Origin of the sequence: Planctomicrobium mucosum (assembly GCF_051466335.1) — a bacterium.
Taxonomy (GTDB): domain Bacteria; phylum Planctomycetota; class Planctomycetia; order Planctomycetales; family Planctomycetaceae; genus Planctomicrobium.
This window is the reverse complement of sequence record NZ_CP195793.1, coordinates 1851329-1875323: the sequence shown is the minus strand read 5'-3', so window position 1 is coordinate 1875323 and position 23995 is coordinate 1851329. Positions and strand designations below refer to the sequence as shown.

The following is a 23995-nucleotide window of genomic DNA, read 5'->3' as shown; positions in this document are numbered from 1 at the left end:
GGACTTAAATCAATTCATCCAGAACAGATGAATTGCCGATACATCACATGCGGGCCCATCGCAAACTCTCCCCAACCTTCCCCACCGCCATCTCCTTTCGAATTCTGCGACCGTTTTGGAATTCTCCCTCAAGTTTCCAACAACATCCGCAAACAAGATCTCTCGCGTGTCGCCACTCCCGCAAATTCTCCAGTTCACTCGGCTCTCCTTCAGTTTACTGATGGCGTGCATCTTCATGAGCATGCCGCTGTTCGGAAGTGAAGAACTTGTTGACGAGATCTTCGCGGAACCTGCCACGATCACATTGGAATCTACGCTGGCAGCCTACGACCAACTGCCGCCGGCCCCAGAGACATCAATCCAAGCGGACGAATCGAGTTTCCTAAAAAGTCGGATCGACGATCTACAAGCCCGTCTCGACAAGCTGGAGAAAGCAGGAAAAGAAAAGAAATCTGAGGCACCAGCGCCGAAGAAGAACGACTTTCCATCCTTCAAGATCACAGGATTTACGCAACTCGACTCCGTAGTTTACGTACAGAGCCCCAATAACGTGGCGACAGTCGGAGATGCTCAGGACGGAACAGGCTTTCGTCGCGCCCGTCTGGCTGTGTACGGAAAAGTTGCCGAATTCACAAACTATCAGCTGGAAATGGATTTCGCGACCGCTGGCCGTCCCAGCTTCTTCGACACATGGGTGTCGCAGAGCAATGTCCCTTACCTCAATGAAGTCAAAGTTGGACAGTTCTGCCAGCCCTTCAGCGTGGACTCACTTACGGGATTTCGCAACCTGACTTTTCTGGAACGCTCTCTCCCGTTCCTGGCATTCGTCCCCTTCCGCCGCATCGGAGCACAGTCCTCCATGATTTCGGATGACGAGATGACGAACTTTGCATTCAGCGTCTTTCGGACAGGTGCCTACCAAAATGCTCCGCTAGGCGATAATCGCTACGGGACAGACTTTGGTGACATCGGGGGCGTTTCCTTCTCGATGCGTTCAACGCACCTCATTCAATACGATCCTCATGCCGATGACCGCTATTTGTGGCACATCGGAGGAAGCTATAACTTCAGCATGCTCGGGGCGAATGATGCTCCGCTAAGCACCACGAAGACCCCGTTCTACCAGACCCGGGTTCTGCCGGAATTCGGTCCACTCGGCTATTCCGAAGGCTCTCAGTCATTTGGTTCAGCGCATAGCTCAACCCCGTCATTTATTGATTCCGGACGATACCCTGCCAGCCATTTCAATCTCGCTGGGCTGGAGACGGTCTATCAAAACGGTCCGTGGGGCGTCACCTCTGAGTACATGGTGACAGCAGTCGATAGCGATGTCGGCACAATCGTCTACCACGGGGCCTACGCGCAGGTGGCCTATCGTCTGACAGGTGAACACCGGTCATACAACAAAAAAACCGGAACGCTGACCAGCCTGACTCCATTCGCCGATTTCATCCCACTGAAGAAAGATGGAATTCGTGGATGGGGAGCATGGGAAGTCGGAGCCCGGTGGTCTTTTGTGGATATCCGCAATCCAGATTCTCTGAACGGACACTACCTGAATGGAACCAGCAGGAACGGGAACGGAATTCTCCACGACACCACGCTGGGATTCACCTGGTTCCTCAACAAGCACACCAAACTTCAAGGGAACTGGATTCACTGCATGTTGAACAACGTGGAGAAAGGTCACAGCACAGCCAACCTGTTCGTTTCCCGAGTTCAGGTCGATTTCTGATTCCGCCATCCCGGACGCGAATCAGGTGGACCAACCGAAGGTCGTTCAATTTCAGTGATAAGAAGTGGCAGCATGAATCGCGTCGTCCAAACTCTCTTTGCCACCTTACTGACGTTGGGAAGCAACGCCTGCTCCCAGTTATCATCGCACCGCACTTGTGGACAGTGCGGAACCGAGCTCACCTCGAAACGCTGTCAGGTCATCACCGAAACCAAGATGGTCCCCAAGGACACGTACTCGGTAAACACTGGTGAAATTTGTCTTCCGGAGCACGGGTTCTGTCAGGGGCGCAATAGCTCCGTTGAAAATTGCACCGGCGACGGCAGTCAATTGCTCGCCCAATCCGCTTCGATCTACCAGACCACCACACTCGTCAAAAAGACTGAAGAGAAGCCCGAAACGAAATACAAATGGGTTGTTGTGAATGAGTGCCCTCGTTGTCTGGCAAATGGGGCTGCACACTCGGAAGCGTGTACTCAATAGGCTGCAACAAAACTACAACTCAAATGCAACACGCTGATTCAATTAGACTTACGATCTAACTGGCCCGTCAGATTCGCGGATTCGCTTTCCCCGGAATGGCTCCAATTTGAATCAAGGGTGATTTTCGGAACCCCGAAATTGGCGACGTAAATCCCGCCGACAATGCAGAGCAGGACGCTTCGAGCAACGAGAATTCGCAGGGGATTCATCCGCAGGTCCAACCTTTTCAATTGTAGCGATTTTTCCAATCTTACCAGACGCCGGTCAATTGGAAAGATCACCTGTCCGCCACTCCCCGAACTCTCATTCGACTGCTACGATACGGGGAATTCTCGCCCACAAAAGCAAACAACCGATCGACATATGGCCGATTCGCTCCAACTTGATGACATCGCTTACTCCCTTTGGCAGGCCCTTGCCCAGCATCCGAATTCGGGTGTCGCTGAGCTGGCAGCCAGCCTGAGTCTGGACCAGTCCCGCGTGATGGCGGCCGCCACAGAAGGTGCCAATCAAGGCTGGATTTCGATCGAAGAGTCTTCGATTGATGAACTCGTCCCGACAGAAAATGCTGCGGAACTTGTTCGGAATTCGCTTCCAGAACGCCGTGCCTTGAGTCTGCTCATCGAGGCTGGTGGTCAGATTGCGACAGGCGAGTTCGCGAAAGCTGCCGCCGATGCCAAGATCGCTGTGAACGAAGTCTTCAAATGGGGAGTCGCCCGCGGTTGGATCGAGCGTAACAAACAAGGGGTCCGCATCACCGAAGCAGGCCGTGCTGCTCAGGGAGTCAAGACCTATGATGTCGACGAAACGGCCCTCATCGAAGCGGATGGCAACATCATCGAAGTGGACCGCCTCGCTGATCCAGAGCGGATTCGAGCCCTCCTTGGCAAACGAACCGAACTTGCCAAGCTCAAGCCACGGACCCGTCGTTCGCTCTCGCTGACGGCTACAGGTGCCGATCTGTTGTCTTCAGGAAAGGTGCAGGTCAAGAAGGAGAAGAACCTACTGACTCCGGAAGACTTGCGAAGTGGCCTCTGGGCAGAAATGACCCTGCGACCCTACGACGTCACACTCAAGGCGGAAACCGTTCGCCCTGCGAAGATCCATCCACTTCGCAAAATCGCAGAACAGACACGCCGAGCCTATCTCGAAATGGGCTTCACTGAAGTCGTGTCTCCAATGGTGGAGTCTTCTTTCTGGAACTTCGATGCCCTGTTCCAGCCACAAGACCACCCTGCACGCGATATGCAGGATACGTTCTATATGGACGAACCAACAACGACAGCACTGCCCGCCGATGCATCGTTGGTTGAGCGGGTTCGCCGGGCACATGAAGATGGCGGCGACACTGGCTCCGAGGGTTGGGGTTACAAATGGTCCCCTGAACGCGCCCAGCAAGTGGTGCTTCGAACTCACACGACGGCATCCACAATTCGTGCCCTTGCCCGACATCCAGAACCGCCCCTGAAGGCATTCTGTGTGGGCTGGGTCTGCCGTAACGAGACGATGAGCTACAAGCACCTTCCCGTCTTCCATCAAGTCGACGGCATTGTGATCGACAAAGATGCATCACTGGCATCGCTGCTCGGCACGCTGGAAACGTTCTACAAGAAAATGGGCTTCAACAAAGTGAAGTTCAAACCAGCGTTCTACCCGTACACCGAACCGAGTGTTGACGTGGTCGTCTATCTCGAAAGCCGTAAAAAGTGGATCGAGATGGGTGGATCGGGAATCTTCCGTCCGGAAGTGACAGAACCACTCGGATGCAAACACCCTGTCATGGCTTGGGGACTGGGACTCGAACGACTCGCGATGATCCGTTATGGGCTCAGCGACATTCGAGAGCTCTACCAGGGCCGCATCGAAGCACTGCAGGAAATGGCACTCGCTCAGTAGAGTGACCACACAACAGGCTCAGTTTGAGAAGGCCCCGAAGCCCGATTTCGGGGTCTTCTCTGTTTTTGATGGCTTCACATCGAAAGTGATCCTAAGACGAACCTGCCGAATCGGGCGATTCACACCATGTGAGCCTCATGCAGACAGAACGCTCGCTGGGCAACATCACCATCGATCCCAGGTATCAGATGACCTTCTCCACCTTCCGATAAAACAAAAACGGCCGCTCAATTTGAGTGAGCAGCCGTTAACTTTGGGTCATATTTCGAACCGATCAGCCTGTTCCCAGCTTCTGGTCATAGGCATCCAGATCTCGCATGAAGAGAGCCAATGTCGACTGCAGCGTGTCGCGCTGAATCTTCCAGGTCGGATTCTCTTCGGTGTACTTGCTGCAATGCTCGATGAACAAGCGATACAGGAACTTGAAGAGGTGACGAGGTGCTCGAAGTCGGTCGAAAACTGCGATCAATTCCTGCTCGCTAATGGAGTCATCGAACAGGCTGCGAATTGAAATCGGCTTTTCAGACAGCCGAGCACAGGCTCGGATACGGTCGTTCGCAACGTCGTACAGGCCTTGCCCAGTCCAGCTCAACGAGAGAATCATGTTCTGCTTGTCGAGGCGTGAGCGCTCATAGAACTCTTTCTCCTGACGATTCAGGAAGCCAACGACTGCGGATGGCAGCAACAGCTTGAACGCGATGCCGGGATGCTTCAGGAACTTGTTGTCAAACAACGGCCAGACAAGATCCTTGATTCGGTCTGGTGAGCCATGAACCAGATGCGGTTCATCCACCCGGTCCACGAGCACAACGATGCTGCCGAAGCCCAGCGTTTCCAGCACAGACTGTAGACGTGTCAGCAATTCGTATCGATCATCGCCACGAGTTCGCCCTGGAAACGGTTGGCCAATGAGATCGGTCTGCTGGAATTGACTGAGGATCTGCCTGAGAGAACCGACCTCATGGTCAATCACCCGGACCTGTCGCTTGACCCGCCAAGCCATCCAGAAGCATTTCAGTTGTCTCCAGACGAATGGCAACCAAAAAGCGATAACGACCAACAGCACCCAGACGTTGAAAACGGCCCTCAGGTCCTTCTTCAGCCAAGTCGTAAAGGCAAGTGTCAGGATCGTCCCTGCAGCGCCGAGTCCCAAATCCCAATAGGACCGCCAAGTCGAAAACTTCAGTTTGCGTCGCAACGCGCCCCAACGGTCGGCGGGAGCCACTTCGCGATTCTGGTCATAGAATGCAGCGAGTAGCTGAACATCGCGACGCTGAGTACGCGAGAGCTTCGCCATCGCATCTAAAGTAATGTTCTGAGTGGCATCTTTGTCGTAGCCATCATTTCGGATCGTATCGGCGAGTCGAGTCACAGCCAGCGTCAAAATGCTGTCCATGTGATCCATCAACCGCCAATTTGTCAGCGCTCGTTCCGGTTTGCGTTGGCGACCGGAAAGCCTGTCACGGAATGCATCCAGAAATGGATTGAAGTCTTCATACTGAATGATGAAAGCCCGCTTGGTGGGGTTTTCTTCGTTGTATTTTTGAAGTCGACTGACGATTTGCAATCGCAACGCCGTCTTACCACTCCCCTGCTCTCCAAAGACGACGGATGTCGCTGGGCTAGCAGGATTCCCGTAGATTTTGTCCCAGGCTGGATGATGAGTCCCATTCAAACAATGGTCTCGAAACACCTGATCCGAAGCTGCATCTTCTTGAGCGAACGGGTTTTCCGTAATCCCAAAATGATCGAGTAGTTGATGAACTTTCATGAGTTCAGTTATCTCGCTAAACAGGAATCCCAGTCGTCTGCGACAAGCCAGCACTCTGGAAATCTGGAGAATCTTGACTGGATGTACTAGATGATCCGTCGTTCTGCAACCAGCGCGCCGAAAATCTCAGCCTCAAGCCTCTGATTCTCGAAATTTCTCACGTATTCGTCGCTCGGTAGGGGTTTTAAGCGTCTCTCCAAGTGATTTCAAAACGCAACAAATAGCTCTCCTCGGAACAGTTTGCGACGTCACAAACGTCTGCAGTTCCTCCGACGAGACCGACACACCTCAAGCCGGCACAACGCCTTTGTGCCCCGACCAGAGATTCCTCATCAATCATCGGAACAAACAAAAAGGGTGACGCGTTCAAGACACGTCACCCTTGGGGCTTCAGCAGTAGACTCATTCCACCAGAAACTCTACCAGCCGAGGTGCGAATAGCCGTAGCTTCCGCAGCACCCATAGTTCCCCGAATAAACAGAGGGCTGATAGGAAGCGGGATAAACCAGAGAGTAACCGGAATAGCCTGTCGAGTAATTCGACGAGTAGTTCACGGGGTAACCGTAATTCGTCATGATCGTGGTTGGCGTCGAATAAGACACGTTGACGACCGGATTAGCGGAGTACCCGGAATAGACGTAGGAAGGGCTATACCCAGCACTGTAGACGTTGCTGTAACTGTATGGAGACACGTACGTTGAGCCGTATCCATAAGATGGGTACGAGTAGTACGAAGGGCGGTAATAGGACGCGCCGTAGATTCCGCCCAGACCGTAGCTGCTCCTTGGATACCCATAATATGAGCCATAGCCAAGTCCGTACGAGGGGTAGCGGTATCCATAGCCACCCCAGCCTCCGTAGTAGGGGGATCCAATACTGATTGAGAGACCGCGACCGTATCCGCCCCAGCCACGATATCCGCCGCCCCAACCACCGTAATAACTGCCGCCCCAGCCGCCATAGCCTCCACCTCCGTGCCAATGGCGTGCCTGGGCCGGTGCCGCTTCGACAGCAACGATCAAAGCAGCTAAAGCTCCAACTGCGAGTAACATTCGATTTGATCGCGACACGGCTCTTCCCCCCTGCGTGATTCTGAAATGCCCATCTTCCCCCATCATCCGCATCAGTGGAGCAAAGTCAACATCCGCAAAATCGATTCAATCGAACTTGTAATGACTTGTTAGTATTTTTGATGCTACTCGAGGCGCGCGATCGGCCCAAACAAAAAAAGAGGGGATCGGCGAGAACGCCAACCCCCTCCAGAAACATCGACTCAATCAATCGTTACGACAAATTCTCTGTCTTGAATGCGTCGCGATATTCGCGACGAATGTATTGATTGGCCTCTGGCTTATTGGTGACTTCCAGTTTCTTGGAATCCCATTTCAGAACCTCACCGGGGAAGCGAGACCCGACGACTCCCAAGAGCAGTGCTTCGGTGAGTGGACCACCATAGCTGAAGCTGCAAGTTGTCTTGGTGTTGTTCATGGCTGCGTCGACCCACAGGTGATAATGGTTACCACCTTCGACGTCAGGCTTCTTGTAATCTTTGAATTTCTCTTCTGGGAAGAGTTTCGCTTCGGCGATGTGCTGAAGAAGGAGCATCCCCTTCTCGCCGATGAACAACGAAGCGGCCCCTGGCAGTTCCAAGCCTTCAGGAAGTCCGACTTCTTCACCCTTACGTGGGGCGTAGTCGCCGTCTTTCCACACCCATTCCAATGTATCTGTCGTGTACTTTGTTCCAGGGAACTCATAAGTCACAGACATCGATGGATGACCGAGCCCGTTTGGCTCGCGGCATTCTGTCTTCACCCAGTTGGGCGCGGTCAGTTCCAATGAACCGAATGGGGTATCGAAGATGTGAACCCCCATATCGCCGAGAGTTCCGGTTCCGAAGTCAATCAGCCGGCGCCATTCGATTGGGTGGTAGACCTTTGGAACGTACTTGCGATCAGCGGTCACTCCGAGCCAGAGATCCCACTCAACGTTTGGTGGCACCTCTGCGAAGTCTTCGAATGGTCCGCCATCATAGTTCCATCCGCCGGTCTTCCAGGCGATGACCTTGCTGACCTTTCCGATTGCTCCCGACTGAACAATCGCTTTTGCCTGACGGTATTCTCGTGAAGAGTGGATCTGCGTCCCCATCTGGGTCACGAGACCTTTTTCCTCTGCCACTTCACGCAGACGACGTGATTCGTAGATTTCGTGAGTCAGTGGCTTCTGGCAGTAGACCGGCTTGTTGTGATTCATCGCTGCCATTGCTGGCGGTGCGTGCATGTGGTCTGGAGTCGAAATCACAACGCCGTCGATCTCGTCTGCCATCTCTTCAAACATCTGTCGGTAGTCGCGATATTTCTTCGCGTTTGGCAGTTCCTTGGCAGCGTTCTCGAGGAAGGTGCTGTCGATATCGCACAGAGCGACAACTTCAACATTTGGATGCGACTTGATCGCCATCAAATCTGATAACCCTTGCATTCCCCCCACGCCGATATGTGCAGTTCGAAACTTCTTGCCCTGCTCCGCTGCCTGAGCAATAGAAGCCGAGAGTGGAAGAGCGGTCGCCGCTGATGCAACGGCGGCTGTCTTCAGAAATCCACGACGAGAGAAATTCTGGGTCATGTGTCGTCCTTCTTCAGTGCGCAGCCCCATCGACCAAAGTGAGTGCATCGACGAAACTGCAAGGCGGGTCACGGTTGCAAGTCCGGGATCAAACGGAGTGCCGAAAGCGACTCCGCTGGTCTCGACTGTTTACGTGATATCACCTACACCGCTCCGGCGTCCACCGATCAGGCAACAAACTTCGACTAAATCAGGATTGGAAGCAGGCCACCTGAACCCGGCTGCACATTTCGAGTCACAATTTCACCAATGAGAGTCGTTGGAGTGACATCAGAAACTTCGACCTCTGCAATCGTTCCAGCCAATCGCACGTTGCCGTCAAACACGACAATTCGATCACACAATGTGCGCCCCATCAGCTGTCGTGGACCAAAATCTTCCTCAACAGCTTGTCGAGTTTCCACCGGTGGAGTTGATGCAGTTGATTTTGTGCTCCCTAGCGAAACGAGGTCGTTTGCCTCAGCATGAGATTGCGGGTAGTTCACAGGCTCCGGACCGCTGTGCCAGCCGGGTAATGCTACTGCCGCTTCCGCCACTGCATTCGACTCCTTTGAGTCGACGTTCGAACTACGCCCACGCTTGCTCGGACCTTCGACCAGAACCTGAACGCGTTTGCCAATGAACTCCGCGTTGTCCTCTTCGCTGATCTCGTTTTGAACGTTCAACAGTTCCACGTTTCGTCGACGTTTGACTTCATCGGGAACATCGTCCTCATACAACTCGTAGGCCTTGGTTCCGGGGCGAGGGCTGTATTTGAAGATGAAGCTGTTCTTGAAGCGGAACTCTCGAATGGCGTCGATGTTTTTCTGGAAGCTTTCTTCCGTCTCACCACAAAAACCAACAATGAAATCACTGCTGACGGCGCACCCTGGGAGAATCTCCCCGATTCGCCCCATCATCTCGCGGTAATCTTCAACAGTGTATCCGCGCTTCATTCGCTTGAGCTGATCATTGCATCCATGTTGCAGCGGGACGTGCAGATAACGAGCGCATTTGGGGAGATCACGAATTGCTTCGAGCAAGTCAGTGGTCATGTCTTTCGGGAAACTCGTGACGAACTTGATTCGCTCGATCCCCGGCGTGTCGTGAATGAGATACAGGAGATCGCTCAACCGCGATTTCTTCCCATCTTCCGTGTATTTGTAGGAATTCACGGTCTGTCCAAGCAGCGTGACTTCCTTCACTCCCTGACCTGCGAGTGCAATCACTTCCCGATGAATTTCACTGGGGGCGCGTGACTGTTCTGGACCTCTTGTTGTTGGAACGACGCAGTAGGTGCAGAACTTATCACACCCAAACATGATGCGGGCATACGCCTGCCAGGGGCTGGGGCGCATCGCTGGATCTCTTAACGGATCGTAGCTTTCAAAGCTTCCCGCCACTTCCGCGCGGGATCCTTCTTTTCGATCCAGAGAAACCGCGACCTTTTTCTTGCGAGTGCGGCGGACTTCCTCCACCAAGGATGGAATTTCACCCAGCTGGCCGGTTCCGACAATCAAATCGACGTGCGGCGCCTTCTCGAAGATCAGCTCTTGGTCTTTCTGAGCCATGCAACCGATGACACCGATCACCAGATCCGGCTTCTTACGCTTGCCATATTTGAACCGTCCAACAGAGCTGTAAGTCTTATGCTCCGCGTTCTCGCGAACACTGCAGGTGTTAAAGAGAATCGTGTCTGCCTGCTTGGGATCTTCGGTGAGTTCGTAACCCTGCTGTCGCAATGCAGCGACGACAAGCTCACTGTCCAGCACGTTCATCTGGCAGCCAACAGTTTCAATATAAAGACGATGCATGTGTTCAGCAGGGATTCAAGGTAAAAAGAGTCTGCCGACGATTATCGCGAGTTCGCGGCAGTACTTGAAGCCTGAATCGATCAAACATGGCTGATCACCAAGGCAAATCTCGCGAAAACTTCGCTCGAGCATTCACCAAACAGCGTAAACTCTGAAACACCCGCTTATTCAACTTGCTCGGGAATTTCCAGACGTTGCCGAGCAATGTCCGCCCACGGGCCACGGGAATCGTGCTTCAGATACTCCTGCCAGTGATATTTTGCCTGATTTCGGTCGTTCAGATCGTACAGTGTCTCTGCGAGATGGAAATGCGCATCTGGATACTCCGGGAGCAGTTTCAGCGCAGACTCGAAGGATCTTCTCGCAGCGACAGAATCGCCGAGTTCCCGATGCAGACACCCAATCTGAGTCCAGGCCTCCAGAAAGTCGTGATCGTGCTCAACCGCTGCGTAGTACCGTTCAATCGCAGACTCAACGTGCCCCATGCGGTACAGGCACTCACCGATCTGGAAATGAACGTCGGCGGAATTCGGGGATGCAAGGGCTGCCAGTCGAAAGGCTTCCAGAGCATCTTTCAGACGATCGGAGTCGTACAGGCGGCACCCTTCCACGAGCCAATCACGCGGCTCCTGATCGGAAATGGCGTCGGCCTCGAACCGGAGTGAAGTGCATTCTTCCGACTCCTCCTGTGGTTCAGAAGCTGGTTCAGTCGACTCGAAATTGAAGAGACGCTGACCATTCGCAGCGATCACCAGACCATGCTTGTCACGAATCACGACCCCCAATTGATGAGCGAGTATCTGCAATTGTTCGAGAGGCCGGTCATCGCCCCGTTGTACGCTTGGGAGTCGCCGAAGACTTTCCTCAAGATCCTTGCGAGGAACACCGGATTCCAACAGTTCGTTCAACCGCCTGGCCGAACTCACTTCCCGGAAATCAAAATACGGGAGTCGAAACACTTTTCGCACCGGCCGAATCAAGCCAACGCGGGCCCATCCACGAATCACGTGCACCGAGATTCCGAGGATCGAGGAAAGCATCGCTGGCGTGTAGAGACGATGAACTTCTTCGCGGTGGTCATTCAGCCCCAACAAAGTGAGCCAGTTCGATTCGTTCAGAAGTTCGATGTCATTGCCCGCAAAACGAAGTCGCTCCGCTTGTTGCAATTTGACGCTTGGCTGTCCGTTGTCCTCCAGCGGCCAACCTTCTTCACCGACGACAACCATGGTCGTATTTCGGCTGACATGCTCTGTCGCGACTCCCCCATGCTGTGCAACTAGATCAAATGCCTGCGCATGGGTCATCGAAGCAAGAGTTCCGGTAAACGTCACTCTCTCGCCTTGAAGACAGGGGGAACTCGTCAACGGAGCGGTTGACGATTCGGTGGATGCCGATTTGGCCATGCGAGGGACTCAGCACCAATCAATGATCTCAGACCGAACTTGTGAAAACTGAGCTCGGACACAACTTGGATACGAAATGATACACCGGTCAACATACCCAAGTTTCGACCAATCGGCAATCGGGGATCGTCAGGTTGAACACGCACTCGTGGATTGCCATCATCTCGTTTATGAAAAACGGGGATTATGAGACTGTCATCATCGGAATGGGGCTCGCCGGCGCTACCTTGGCTTGGCAATTACACTTACGACACGAGTCATTCCTGTTGATTGATCAGGGGTCTCCGTCAACTCCCTCCCGAATCGCCGCTGGACTGATCACTCCGATCACTGGTCCCAAATTGGCGATCACATGGAATTGGCATGCTGGAATCCAGTCTGCCACCACATTCTACAATCGTGTTTCAGAGCAGATTGGACAGCCACTACTCGTTCAGCAGCCGGCATTACATCTGTTTCGCAGCGAGTCCGAGAAACAGCTGTACGAGAAGAAGCTCCAACTCCCGGAATTCCGCAGTCTGGTCTGCGAGGTCCAACGACCGCCCGAAATTCCCGCAGAAGCAGCCCCATTCGGGCTCTTCTTGATGCCTCATGCCTGCCGACTGAATATCCCTCTGTACCTGACAGCAACTCGCGAGATGTCTTCATCCGACAACTCCTTCATCGAAGCGACCGTCGATCCGGAAAATGACATTCGGGTGACACCGAATGGAATAGAAATCCCGTCACTGAATGTCCGCTCGAGGCGACTCATTTTCTGCAATGGGTTCCACAATGCAGATCACCCGTGGTTTGGTTGCGTCCGCTTCCAACCGTCTAAAGGTGAGATCCTGACACTCAGCATTCCAAACTACGCTGAACCACGCTCGGTGCATGCAACGGGTTGGCTTGCCGAAGTGAACGACGGAAATTACATGGCTGGGTCAACGTTTGAATGGAAAGAACTGAATTCCGTTCCGACTGCTACAGGCAAATCCATCATTCTCAACCAATTAGCACAATGGCTCAGAAAATCTCCTGAAGTGATTGAGCACCATGCTGCTGTTCGCCCGACGATGAATGATTTTCGTCCGGTCATCGGTCGACACCCCGAATACCCTCAGCTCTCGATCCTAAACGGGCTGGGAACTCGCGGATCACTCCTTGCTCCGTGGCTGGCAAAGACGTTGCTTGACAACCTCGATCACTCCTCACCAATCCCAGCAGAAATGAATGTCCAGCGATGGTTCCGATCACCCAACTAGCTCACGACGCAGTTCACAACTCACTCAGTGCAGGCGGGATTGCGATCGATGCGACAGCGGGAAACGGGCACGACACACTTCGACTGGCGCAGCGAGTCACATCTGCTGGACACGTATGGGCAATCGACCTCCAAGCGCAAGCAATCGAAAAAACCGGACAACGCCTGGCGTCAAACAACATCACTCACGCCACGCTCGTTCAGGGTGACCACTCCCAACTGAAAGAGCTCGTGCCTTCATCGCTGGTCGGCAACACATGCGCCATCATGTTCAACCTCGGTTATCTCCCCGGCGGTGACCACCTGATCACAACAGACGCTCAGAAATCCGTCGCTGCTCTCCAAGCGTCAGTAGAGTTTCTCAAGCCTCAAGGGGTGCTCACCGTGATCACCTATCGTGGGCACGAGGGGGGAGCGGAAGAAGCAGACGCGGTTGAGAACTGGGGAAAAGCCCTCCCCACATCAGGCTATGATGTTTCGTTTTGTCCCATGGAAGCCCCGCAACTCGGACCAAGGCTGATGGTTATCGTGCGCATACCCAATTTTCAAATACATTTATAGCAAACATTAACCACCGCCAACCAATACACCTTGCGCCGAGTCCACCAACCAGTAATATCCTTGCATATTTGCATCGTAACTTTGCTCAACGATACCGCTTGCCATCGCTGATACTCACGAGCTGATTCGCGAACTAACCCGTCGCAAGCGACTGCCCAAGCCGCACCTCTTATCTCCTTTTCAACAGAGAGCTTAACGCGGTTCGTCCTGTCAATTCTGGATCGCCTCACCGACACATTCGACCAGCCAGCCAGTCCCCATCGCAGCGCTACGGCTGTCCCCTGTTGCCCGAAATGTATACGTAGTTGACCCTAGCCTGCCGAATATATAACATCCACTACACATCTAAATACGTTTCTAAGACAATCTCAATTTCCTTTTCTGTATGCAACGACATCTGCTCCCCTTGTGAAATGAATTCGTGCGGTTTTTCCAATTTATTGCGGCATTCTACTAGCCCCATCGAACGTATCTCCCTTCTTATTCTCCCCTTCAGGGGTACAAACAGGAGACCTCAATGCCAATACAACAGGACGACACATACGCCTCGCCAGCATCGCTGGGCCACACCAAAACGCCCCGTAGAAAGACTGGATTTACGCTGATCGAACTGCTCGTCGTGATTGCAATCATTGCAGTGCTGATTGCCCTGCTTCTGCCTGCTGTCCAGCAGGCTCGGGAGGCTGCTCGTCGTAGCCAGTGCAAGAACAATCTCAAACAACTCGGACTGGCACTGCACAATTACCACGACACAGCGAATGTTCTTCCCTTCGCAAGCACCTATGCGACATACGATGCAATTGGAGCATACCGTCACACATGGGTGGAGTTCATCCTTCCCTACATCGACCAAGCCCCTCTGTTCCAGAAGATCAACTTCAGCCAGCACAACAACGAGGGGGATAACGGAGCACTGATTCGAGCACTCTATTTTCCAGTCCTGACATGTCCTTCCAATCCGCACGGAAACACTGGCCAGACAACCGCTGGAAATAACTTCGATGCAATGTCGACACCGACACAACCGCTCCATTACGCCGCCTCCGGAGGTTCATACCGACCAGATGCGATCCCGGTTGATTGCATCACCGGTGCGAACACCTATTGCGACTCCGGCGATGCTCTGTGGCCCGATTCTCATCGCCATGGTGGACCACGTCACCCAGGTCTCTTCGCCGGCCGAGGAATCACAAAAATTAATTTTGCGATGGCAGCGGACGGGACCAGCAACACGATGCTTTTGGCCGAACGAAACGCGGAATCATGCCATTGGGGCGGTGCATTTTCCTTCAACTTCCCCGGCGGCTACACCGGGATGAAGCCCAACAGCCCCACTCGAACCACTGACACAATGCTGTGGTATCGGAATTGTGGTTTTGCTAGTCACCACGTGGGCGGACTTCACGCTGTCTTCGCAGATGGATCAGTGAAATTCATCAGCAACAACATTGACTTCAGATCTTGGTGCCTCTTAGGCGACAAAGCAGACGGACAGGTGGTTGCCAATGACTTCTAACCGCACCTCTACTCTCTCAGCTTGTCTTTTTGCAGCTATTGCGTTCGCTGGATGCGGCGGAGGCAGCACTGACGGGCCGACGATGATCCCCGTGACTGGTACAGTTTCTATAAACGGAACCCCGCTCGACGATGGAGTAATTGCATTCGTCAAAGGGGACGGACAGGAACAATTCATTGCGAATGTTGTGAATGGACAATATCAAGCGAAGGCAAATGTCGACGCAAAGGGAATTCCAGCCGGAGAGTACCAAGTCTGCGTGCGCACGTTTGATGCTGGAATGAAGATGGCCGAAAAAGGCGAGAAATTTAAGGCAGCGAAAACTTCGGTTCCGGAGAAGTACACCGATTTTAAGAAATCGGGACTGACCGCAAGCGTGACGGACAAGACGCCAAAACACGACTTCGACTTGAAGTAGCGATCCCCGACAAACGTTTCGCTCACATTCCTGAGATGTCTGTCATTAACACATCCTCCGTTCGCTTTCATCGACTGCAATGAGGACGAGTGAAGGCAGCTTTCATTCGAGATAAAAAGAGGACGCTCATATTGGGCGTCCTCTTTTTTCTTTCACGATGTCACATTTGAGCCGTCTGCATTGTGCAATGTTGGGGGCAGATCGCAGGAAGCAATTCAGATCAGAGAGGTCATCATGTGCCTGACTTCCGTTCACCCCCCGTTTCGTCAATTGAAACAGACTTAACGGAAGAGTTGGAGATGACGGTGAGTCATCGCGCGGCCTGTCGCCCCGCTAACGGGAGCTTTTCCGGGACTAATGCTTGTTTGCTCAAGCAATTGCCCCTCCTGTCCCGGAGCACGCAAATGCAGCAGCCTTGGCCGGAACACCACCATCAACATCAGTGGTAAATACCACAGCAAATACACTCCCCCTTGCTGTTCATACCAGAGTTGCGTTCCCACAACGGCAGCAGTCGATTGTGCCAGCAATACTTCCATTGTCCGAGACTTCGGCCAGATGGTCATGATCGTCAACATGATGAAGTAAGCGACCATAACTGGCAGTCGATACACTGACAGGTAATCCAGATCTTTCCAGAATCCGCTGGTATTTGTTTTATTCGACAGTGCCGAAAGGATCACATTGTTCGGGCCGATCGTGCGCTGAACAAAAGAATCGGAGTCTGCAGAAGTGATTGCCAAACACGCCAGAAGGAGAACAGCCACTCCGGAAAGAGCAGCTGCGAAGCGTCCTGCTCCACGGCGTCCATAGAAGGCAGACCAGATTGGCAACAGGAACAGCGGAAACAGCATCGTTCCGCATGCCAACCCAAGCAGGACTCCAGAAACGACCGGTTTTCGAAAACAGACGAAAGCCCAGACGATCAGTGCAGCAGGGAGAACGTGATTGAACTCACCGACGTTATACGAAGTACATGGAAGCAACAGATACAGCGTCGCCATGGCCATCCCCAGCCCGCGATCCGCAAAGAGGTTTCGTCCAACAAACCAAAGACCGCTGATCACAGCTACGTGGGCAAGGATCGCCAGAATTCGCGGAGCCAACGTATTGAACAGTAACACTGCAGGTGAGGAAATGAGGGAGGCCGCTGGACCTGCTGCCGGTTGAGGCGCTGTTTCATCGGGACGAGTCGTCGCAGTCGCGCTGAGGAGATCCCCGGCCTGCTGCATCGTCGTCTCAGTTGCTTGAGGAAGCGATTCAGTGATCGCTTTCGTCATCATGAACGCAAAACAGGCAAAGCACAAAAAACCGAGCCCTTGCGGATTCAGGTTTTGCCCGAGATATGGCCGACGATGCAAAAAGGGGTCAATGAAAAGCCGCACCAGAAACAGGCAGGCGATCAGAAACAACCAGAGATGACCGAGCGATTGTGTCGCAGAATCTTCCGCCCCGACGAAAATGAGGCCCGGAGATGCCGATAGCAGCAGCGCTAAGTCCACGTTTCGCAATGAGATGATGCGAGTAAAACGAAAGTAGACCGCGACAATCAGCAATAGAGACAGGTAAAACCACGTCGGTTGATTGACGTCGTATCCCTGAAGCAAAAGTTCCATTGAGTACCTGGCACGCTGGAGCTTCATCAACGGGCAAAAATGCCCAAATTCAGCAGAATCCAATCCGGGATTTCGCTGACGATGACTGCAATACGATCAGGACATCATGGCAAGATGACCCACATCATCATTCACCACGGTGACACGCTTCAAAAACTGGTGGCAGCACCATAACCGGCCCCCCGGCGTGAACTGCACCCAATTAAACGAACCTCAATGATCAGCGAACGCAACGACCAATTGTTCCAATCAGAGCAGCCACTTCTTAGTTCCCCAACCAGAAGCAGCCATCCACCGGAGTCCGTTCAACACTTAATTTATCACTGGGAATATTAAATTCCAAGCAAAAACTGCCGATCCTGCAGTCCTTCAAAACATTCCAAGGGAAGCAATCCCCTTCAATGACGCAGGTTACGCAATTTACCCGCAATCCAAGTAAGCCTGCATTTCAGTGAGTTGGACAGCAAAACCAGCGACATCGCATCAGCGCATAGTGATCTCATCTCGCTGCGACGACCAAACGTGCCCAGTTCATGAAAATCGACAATTCACTGCCGAAACTGCATTCGCAGTGCAGCTGTCCGCGAAGTTCCACGCTTCAATCTACCGTCTCCTGAAAGAGTTCCCCTGTCCCTCTCAACCCCTCCTACGATAAGATCCCGAAGACAGCGATTCATCAGATTTCGACTCGCAGGGGTCCCCTAACCGCCACACTCGAAACGCGATTGGTGACAGCCTGCGTGAAGCTGGACCGAAAACTTCCAGCGAGATTACCGGAACCAGATCTCTCAGCATTTCCTTACGATCCAGTGAGTTTGTCCATGTCTGCATTCCCACCTCGCGTAGCTACGCTCCTCAAGCAAACTCCACCCGGAAGCAACATTGAGATCTCTGGATGGGTAAGAACCCGACGGGATTCCAAACAAGCATTCTCATTCATTGAACTGAATGATGGGTCATGCATGGCCAACTTGCAGGTCGTTGTCGATTCCAGCGTTCCCGGATACGCCGAAACGATCAAACTCGTCACCACTGGGAGCAGCGTTCGGGTGACTGGAGAACTCAAAGAGTCACCCGGAGCCAACCAGCGGGTCGAACTGCACGCGAAAACACTCGAACTATTGGGCGTCGCTGACCCGGACTCCTACCCTCTCCAGAAGAAGCGACACAGCTTTGAGTTTCTCAGAGAGATCGCCCATTTGCGTCCACGCACCAATTCATTCGGCGCCATCGCCCGAGTCCGCAACTGCGTCTCACGAGCCATTCACGAGTTCTTTCAAGAGCGAGAGTTCCTTTACGTCCACACGCCACTCATTACCACGAGCGACTGTGAAGGGGCGGGAGAGATGTTCACCGTCACGACTTTGCTCGAGCATGGTCGGGAAGAAAAAGGCTTTCGCCCCGGAGAGATCAATTACGAAAATGATTTCTTCGGCAAGAAGGCTTCGCTGACTGTTTCCGGACAACTCGAAGGGGAGATTTTCGCGACTGCTGTGGGGCCGGTGTACACGTTCGGACCGACGTTTCGAGCAGAAAATTCGAACACAACGCGTCATCTCGCTGAGTTCTGGATGATCGAACCAGAGATTCCATTCTTTGAACTCACACACAATATGCAGCTTGCTGAAGACTTCATCAAACACGTGGTCAGAGCTTGCCTGGAGCACTGTGCGGAGGATATGCAGTTCTTCAATGACCGAATTGAAAACACCGTTCTCGATACACTCAACAATATTCTGGAACACAGCTTCAAACGAATTTCTTACACCGAGGCTGTCGAGATTCTGACCGGTTCTGGGAAGAAATTCGAATTCCCGGTGGAATGGGGAATGAACCTGCAGGCAGAGCACGAACGCTGGTTGACCGAAGAACACTTCAAACAGCCGATTATCGTGTACGACTACCCGCGCACTCTCAAACCGTTCTACATGTATTGCAACGATGATGGAAAAACTGTCCGGGCCATGGACGTGCTCGTCCCGCGAGTCGGCGAAATTATTGGTGGAAGCCAGAGAGAGCATCGGCTGGATGTTCTCGAATCGCGACTCAAAGAATGCAATCTTGAACCAGAACCATACTGGTGGTATCTCGATCTTCGCCGATTCGGATCGGTTCCGCACAGCGGATTTGGCCTCGGCCTCGAAAGAATGATTCTGCTCCTCACAGGCATGCAGAACATTCGCGACGTGATCCCATTCCCTCGAACTCCAAAGAACGCCGAATTCTAAACTCGCGGATCGGGAACGGTCTCCGGTCCGGTGGCGGTCGACGCACTGTCCCTCTGCCGGTCCGTATTTCAAATTGACATACGAGCTGAAAACCCTCTGTGTGTCGTGCTGAAAAACGCGATCTGGACCGATCCGAAAAACTCAAATTACCGAGATCGAAGTGTCGCGTGGCGGCGATGCAGATCTTCCACTTGAACTGAATGACGAATTCTTTTTTGCTGAACGATTCACCCCATGTCCCACAACACTCCCATGACTCTGTCCGACCTTCAATCCCTGATCAAGACCATGTATTCATCGAAAGATGAACAGCGCGGGGTTGATGGAACCTTCATGTGGCTGATGGAAGAAGTGGGCGAACTCGCTGCGGCACTCAGAGAAGGAACTCCACAGGAACTCGCCTACGAGTTCGCCGATGTGCTGGCGTGGCTCGCGACGATCGCCAATGTTGCGGGAGTCGATCTGGAGAAAGCTGTCCAGGAGAAATATGGAAACGGCTGCCCTGGCTGCAAACAAATGATTTGCGCATGCGGGATCGAGGAAAAGCCGTAACGATTGGTTACTGTTCCGGCCGTTGACGAAGATCTCTCAACAAAAAAAGCCGCACACGTCTTGTGTGCGGCTTCGTCCTGACTTCGTCTGTCAGCTTAACTCATGTGACCTGCCAGCCGTAGCTGCTCAACTCGAGTGCCAGAAAGACACACCCGGTGATGAGTGCACCAACAGCCACAAACAGCAGGCCGACGTAAATGTCCGGAGTTGGATCTTCAGATACCGAGTTTCGAGGTGACATTATCGCCTTCCTGGATGATACCATTTTTCGAGGGGAGGATGACTTCCGCCACTGCCCAATTCGGGCCTAAGTCAACAATCTTAACCCGTCCCAGCCATTCAGAACGGTCTTCCTTACCGAAGACACGAACAACATCAAGTTCATTGCTTTTAATCAGACCATCGTCGCTACCAATCGACAGTTCAACGAATTGAACACGGCCAGCACGATTCTTACGAATACTTGTCACAAGGCCTTCGACTGGTGGTGGTGGCAGGTTCATCTTACTGACCTTCTCAGGATCAGTTTCCAACCCTTGCTTCACGACCAACTCTTTGAGGTAGGCCAGCTGAGCCAACCCACGTTCGTAGGTGGAATTCAACTGATTGTAAGACTCATCTTTGGTAAAGATCTGATCGTGGAGATCTCGATTTTCACTGGCGAGTGCATCCACGCGACTCTGCAGCTTGGCGTTCTCTGCTCGTTGCTTTTCTGCTTCTTCCTGACGAAACTTGGCTTCGTTTGAATTCTTCTCAGCGAGTCCAGTCTGCGTGGCTCTCTGGGTAACGAGCAGTTCTTTGTCCTTGGCAAGCCCTGCGACTTGAATCTGCAGATCTGTTGTCAGCCGCTCAAACTTCTGAGCTTTCTGAGTCAGTTCGGTGGCAAGAGATTCGTGCTCACGCTTGGCCTGAACCAATTCTTCTCGCGCCACTGAAAGGTCGCTCTGAGCTTTCTTCAATGTGTCCTGCGATGTGTTGTACTTCGCACGCCAATTCTGATGAACCGCGTAAACGCCGCCTGCAAAGGTCATGAACAACAGGCTCAAAACGACCTGTACGACGACCAGAATCTTACCGACGTAGGACATATTCTGACTCCGCTAAAGCGGTTTCCCTCTATTCTAACGGCCCAAAGTAATCATGGTCCGATGGCCAACTCAGCTCGTCAAGTCATGTCCCGGATTAAGGAACCTGATTTTCCAAGCCCTGCTTTCGCAGACTGGCCCGCAGCTGATCCCCTTCAACCTGTTGAACCAGACTTTCGAGATTCGCCTGCAATGCGTTCAACCGGAACTGTTCTGTTTTCAACTCTTCCACTTGCCGGCGCAGAATCGAAACGTCGTCTCGGCGTAGGCCAACTTCAGTCTGCAGAGCCTGTGCCTGGTTTGTCGCTGCCACGACTTCCGCAGCGACTCGATCATATTCTTTTCGAACAGCGGCCAACCGTTCTCGTTGAACAGTCAGATAAGCTTCGATCGCCTTTTCGTCATTTTCTTTTGCAGCGATCAAAGTCTCAACGCGTGTCTGCAGCAAGGATTCGCGATCATTGAGTGAAGTGGTGACTTCACCCTGACGGCGAACGATGTCATCCATCACCTTGACGAGCACTTCAGGCAGACGCTTTGAAGCCGCAACCTGATTTCCATCATCTGCTCGAGTCGCGGTCCACGTGTAATCAGGGGCTCCCCCCTGCGTGAAATGATAATGCTGAAAATACTCTGCACTGGTCAGGGTTTTCCAATCTGGACCACCGAATGTGGAAGTCACAGCGAACCCTGCGAAGGCCAAGCTGACCAACGCCACAAATACAGCCAGAATTTTCGCGATTTTAGTCATTGTGAGACGACAGATTCCCCAAAACCGGTCAAATCCAGACTGAAATCCCGACGCAGGTTTTCAGTGCTACGCTGTCGATTGCCAAAATCCGAAGCCGCTTTGATTTCCGACTTCATTTCACAATAGACAACAGGCGTAATTTATCCTACGACTCCCAAAACTGCAGTGTCAACACGCGCAGCCCGGATCATCTCGAAAAATGAATTTGCCTGATCTCCTTTTCGGCATCGCCACTACAAAGCCAAAGACCGAACTGACTGCGAATCGACTTCTTGGACAGGTTGAGTTCCGCTTCGCCTGCATGTGACGATTGATCAGATTCTGCAGCCTCTTCACTCTTGGCTTTAAAACTAGAACGTCATGGGGGATCGTAGCCCCCATCGCAGAAAGGTTGGCACCGAAGAAGGCGCCACACCCCTTTCCATGCCCCTCGAAATGGCCCGTACTTCCGAACAGCTTCGATAAAGTAGGTGCTGCAGGAGGGGTGAAACCGGCAATGCCCCCCCAGAAACGCTCGCAATGTCACCTGATAAAGGCGAACTGCGGAGATCAGGATGGAGCTAAAAACAACTTCCACTGCCCACTGGATTCCACGTCTGGGCCCCCGTACGCCGGCGACAGACGGCCCTGCACCAGTTACCGAACTTCCCTGACCAGAACGATCCCCATCAGTGGGCGCTGCAGGATCCACAGCCTCCTCCTGATTTCTTCGGCGGAGGAAGCGTCACCAGACCATCGAGCGACACTGGCTGAACTTCAACATTCCCTAGGCCCGCTGCTGCGACTTGAAGTGCCAGTTTCGTACATTCCGGACCGCGTTCGTTCAGCACGTACAGTACAATTTTCGAACGATCGAGAGTCCACTCCAGATCGATCAATTGAAGATCCAGCCCCCATCCAAGGATTCGTTGATCCCAAGTGGAGAATTCTGACTTCGACTGACGAGCCAATTCTGCTTGCAACGCAAGATCGTCCGCAGTTGCCAGACGGAGCACTTCCGAGTTGGCAGCGATCTCTTCTGATCCCGGTTCGCTCGCGGGACGAACCGCTTCCAAAACCACCCCAATCCCCTCCCCGCGGTGAGTCCGCACGACCACCTTAGCCCCGCGTTGGAGCGGGACTTCGCCTTCCCAGGATGCTTTCACGACTTCGGGAATCGCACCGTGTCGAATCAGATAATTGCGTGTGGCTGTCATGGATGTGATCATTCCTTTAGTTTACCGGTACGAATCCCATCTGTCAGCACTGAGTCGCTGATGGCCCCCGGTGATGAACACGGAGATCTCGCATCTGAGTCGTTGAGTTCTCATGATCAGATCATTTCAGGTGACGCATGCCCCATCCGCACAAAGAATGCAACGTAATCACCTACCTGAATGGAAGTTACATTCCATTTAATGACGCCAAAATCCCTATTTACGATCTCGGGCTGGCACAGGGTGCGACCGTCACCGAGCGTTTGCGGACGGTGAAGCATCAACCGTATCTCGTCGAAGAGCATCTCGACCGACTCTTTAGTTCCTTGAATTCCATCGGAGTCTCCGTCGATCTGGATCGGAACGAATTCAAAGAGGCGATTGCACACGTCGCTTCGACAAACTCTCAATGGATCGATGCACAAGACGACCTTTCCGTCGTCGTCTTCGTGACCGCTGGGCAACTCCTCGGAGATTCCAATGGTCTGTGCGCGCAAGGGAAACCGACGGTTTGCGTTTATTCGGCTCCACTCCCGCTGAGCAGTTGGGCAAAAAGCCATCAATTGGGAGTCAGTCTCGTTGTTCCTGCGACTCGACAAATTCCCGCGGACTCGATCGATCCTCGCATCAAGCACCGCAGTCGGCTCAACTGGTTTATCGCAGAGAATCAGGCGAGACAAATCGATCCAACTGCAACGGCACTTCTGCTCGACAACGGCGATTTTGTGACAGAAACCAGTTCAGGAAATATCGTCATCCTCAATGATGGAACCCTCTTTACTCCGAGATCCGAGGCAACCCTCAACGGGATTGCCTTGGCGACGGTTTGCGAAATCGCGGAAGAGGCTGGAATGACAGTCATTCACAAACAACTCACTGTTGAGGAAGTCCTGAATGCACAGGAAGCTTTCCTGACATCTTCCACCTACTGCATCCTTCCCATTGGAAAGCTCAACCAACAGCGTATTGGCGAAGATGTCCCCGGCCCGGTGACCCAGAAGCTCGTCGCACTCTGGTCTGAGAAAATCGGGCTCCATTTCGCGGAACAATCCCTCAACAGCCTGAACCGTTCAGCCAACCAGCCCTGAGCGACCACAAAGAGCAAACAGAACCGAGCCCCTCATGGTCG

General features: G+C 52.9%; 21 protein-coding genes. 10 read left to right on the top strand and 11 right to left on the bottom strand.

All coding sequences use genetic code 11. The features are described from left to right. The first annotated feature begins 235 nt into the window (after positions 1-235). The 3 genes from SH668x_RS07640 to pheS all read left to right on the top strand — a co-directional run bounded on the left by SH668x_RS07640 (position 236) and on the right by pheS (position 4114). Positions 236-1735 carry an OprO/OprP family phosphate-selective porin gene (locus tag SH668x_RS07640; protein WP_437188099.1) on the top strand — a complete coding sequence of 500 codons (1500 nt, stop codon included), beginning with the start codon at positions 236-238 and terminating at the stop codon, positions 1733-1735. Between the two features lie 72 nt (positions 1736-1807). After that, positions 1808-2218 carry a hypothetical protein gene (locus tag SH668x_RS07635; protein WP_437188098.1) on the top strand — a complete coding sequence of 137 codons (411 nt, stop codon included), beginning with the start codon at positions 1808-1810 and terminating at the stop codon, positions 2216-2218. 363 nt (positions 2219-2581) lie between these two features. Beyond that, positions 2582-4114, top strand: a complete 1533-nt coding sequence (gene pheS / locus SH668x_RS07630; RefSeq protein WP_437188097.1) for a phenylalanine--tRNA ligase subunit alpha — start codon at positions 2582-2584, stop codon at positions 4112-4114. A gap of 274 nt (positions 4115-4388) precedes the next feature. Here the strand turns inward: pheS and SH668x_RS07625 are convergent, their stop codons facing one another. The 5 genes from SH668x_RS07625 to SH668x_RS07605 all read right to left on the bottom strand — a co-directional run bounded on the left by SH668x_RS07625 (position 4389) and on the right by SH668x_RS07605 (position 11700). Further along, positions 4389-5885 (bottom strand): hypothetical protein, encoded by a 1497-nt coding sequence (locus SH668x_RS07625; protein ID WP_437188096.1) that lies wholly within the window; start codon positions 5883-5885, stop codon positions 4389-4391. A 419-nt stretch (positions 5886-6304) separates the two neighbouring features. Further along, positions 6305-6937 (bottom strand): hypothetical protein, encoded by a 633-nt coding sequence (locus SH668x_RS07620; protein WP_437188095.1) that lies wholly within the window; start codon positions 6935-6937, stop codon positions 6305-6307. 232 nt (positions 6938-7169) lie between these two features. Next, positions 7170-8504 carry a Gfo/Idh/MocA family protein gene (locus SH668x_RS07615; RefSeq protein WP_437188094.1) on the bottom strand — a complete coding sequence of 445 codons (1335 nt, stop codon included), beginning with the start codon at positions 8502-8504 and terminating at the stop codon, positions 7170-7172. 185 nt (positions 8505-8689) lie between these two features. Then, on the bottom strand, positions 8690-10297 hold the full coding sequence (gene miaB, locus SH668x_RS07610) for a tRNA (N6-isopentenyl adenosine(37)-C2)-methylthiotransferase MiaB (RefSeq protein WP_437188093.1): 1608 nt from the start codon (positions 10295-10297) through the stop codon (positions 8690-8692). 164 nt (positions 10298-10461) lie between these two features. Next, positions 10462-11700 (bottom strand): tetratricopeptide repeat protein, encoded by a 1239-nt coding sequence (locus SH668x_RS07605; RefSeq protein ID WP_437188092.1) that lies wholly within the window; start codon positions 11698-11700, stop codon positions 10462-10464. 134 nt (positions 11701-11834) lie between these two features. Between SH668x_RS07605 and SH668x_RS07600 the strand changes: the two genes are divergently transcribed. From SH668x_RS07600 to SH668x_RS07585, 4 genes are all read left to right on the top strand, one after another. Beyond that, positions 11835-12944 (top strand): NAD(P)/FAD-dependent oxidoreductase, encoded by a 1110-nt coding sequence (locus tag SH668x_RS07600; RefSeq protein WP_437188091.1) that lies wholly within the window; start codon positions 11835-11837, stop codon positions 12942-12944. Then, entirely contained in the window at positions 12923-13504 is a 582-nt protein-coding gene (locus SH668x_RS07595) for a tRNA (mnm(5)s(2)U34)-methyltransferase (RefSeq protein ID WP_437188090.1), read from the top strand. Before SH668x_RS07600 ends, SH668x_RS07595 begins: the two co-directional genes overlap by 22 nt. A gap of 517 nt (positions 13505-14021) precedes the next feature. After that, on the top strand, positions 14022-15020 hold the full coding sequence (locus SH668x_RS07590) for a DUF1559 family PulG-like putative transporter (RefSeq protein ID WP_437188089.1): 999 nt from the start codon (positions 14022-14024) through the stop codon (positions 15018-15020). Continuing rightward, a complete protein-coding gene (locus SH668x_RS07585; RefSeq protein ID WP_437188088.1) occupies positions 15010-15438 on the top strand; it encodes a hypothetical protein in 429 nt (142 codons plus the stop codon). The genes SH668x_RS07590 and SH668x_RS07585 overlap by 11 nt, the downstream gene beginning before the upstream one ends. Positions 15439-15719: 281 nt before the next feature. Here SH668x_RS07585 and SH668x_RS07580 read toward each other — a convergent pair whose 3' ends face one another. Further along, positions 15720-17054, bottom strand: a complete 1335-nt coding sequence (locus tag SH668x_RS07580; protein ID WP_437188087.1) for a hypothetical protein — start codon at positions 17052-17054, stop codon at positions 15720-15722. Between the two features lie 821 nt (positions 17055-17875). Between SH668x_RS07580 and asnS the strand changes: the two genes are divergently transcribed. Then, a complete protein-coding gene (gene asnS, locus SH668x_RS07575; protein ID WP_437188086.1) occupies positions 17876-19282 on the top strand; it encodes an asparagine--tRNA ligase in 1407 nt (468 codons plus the stop codon). A gap of 234 nt (positions 19283-19516) precedes the next feature. After that, complete coding sequence (locus SH668x_RS07570) at positions 19517-19834, top strand: MazG nucleotide pyrophosphohydrolase domain-containing protein (RefSeq protein WP_437188085.1); 318 nt, start codon at positions 19517-19519, stop codon at positions 19832-19834. 100 nt (positions 19835-19934) lie between these two features. Here SH668x_RS07570 and SH668x_RS07565 read toward each other — a convergent pair whose 3' ends face one another. The 5 genes from SH668x_RS07565 to SH668x_RS07545 form a co-directional block, all read right to left on the bottom strand. Beyond that, on the bottom strand, positions 19935-20075 hold the full coding sequence (locus SH668x_RS07565; RefSeq protein WP_437188084.1) for a hypothetical protein: 141 nt from the start codon (positions 20073-20075) through the stop codon (positions 19935-19937). Beyond that, positions 20050-20922, bottom strand: coding sequence for a hypothetical protein (locus SH668x_RS07560; protein ID WP_437188083.1), 873 nt, complete (start codon positions 20920-20922; stop codon positions 20050-20052). The genes SH668x_RS07565 and SH668x_RS07560 overlap by 26 nt, the downstream gene beginning before the upstream one ends. A 94-nt stretch (positions 20923-21016) precedes the next feature. Continuing rightward, complete coding sequence (locus SH668x_RS07555) at positions 21017-21670, bottom strand: hypothetical protein (RefSeq protein ID WP_437188082.1); 654 nt, start codon at positions 21668-21670, stop codon at positions 21017-21019. A 358-nt stretch (positions 21671-22028) separates the two neighbouring features. Continuing rightward, positions 22029-22247 (bottom strand): membrane protein insertion efficiency factor YidD, encoded by a 219-nt coding sequence (yidD, locus tag SH668x_RS07550; RefSeq protein ID WP_437188081.1) that lies wholly within the window; start codon positions 22245-22247, stop codon positions 22029-22031. Positions 22248-22338: 91 nt separating this feature from the next. Then, positions 22339-22866, bottom strand: coding sequence for a PSP1 C-terminal domain-containing protein (locus SH668x_RS07545; protein WP_437188080.1), 528 nt, complete (start codon positions 22864-22866; stop codon positions 22339-22341). 137 nt (positions 22867-23003) lie between these two features. Between SH668x_RS07545 and SH668x_RS07540 the strand changes: the two genes are divergently transcribed. Beyond that, positions 23004-23954, top strand: a complete 951-nt coding sequence (locus SH668x_RS07540) for an aminotransferase class IV (RefSeq protein ID WP_437188079.1) — start codon at positions 23004-23006, stop codon at positions 23952-23954. Positions 23955-23995 lie beyond the last annotated feature (41 nt).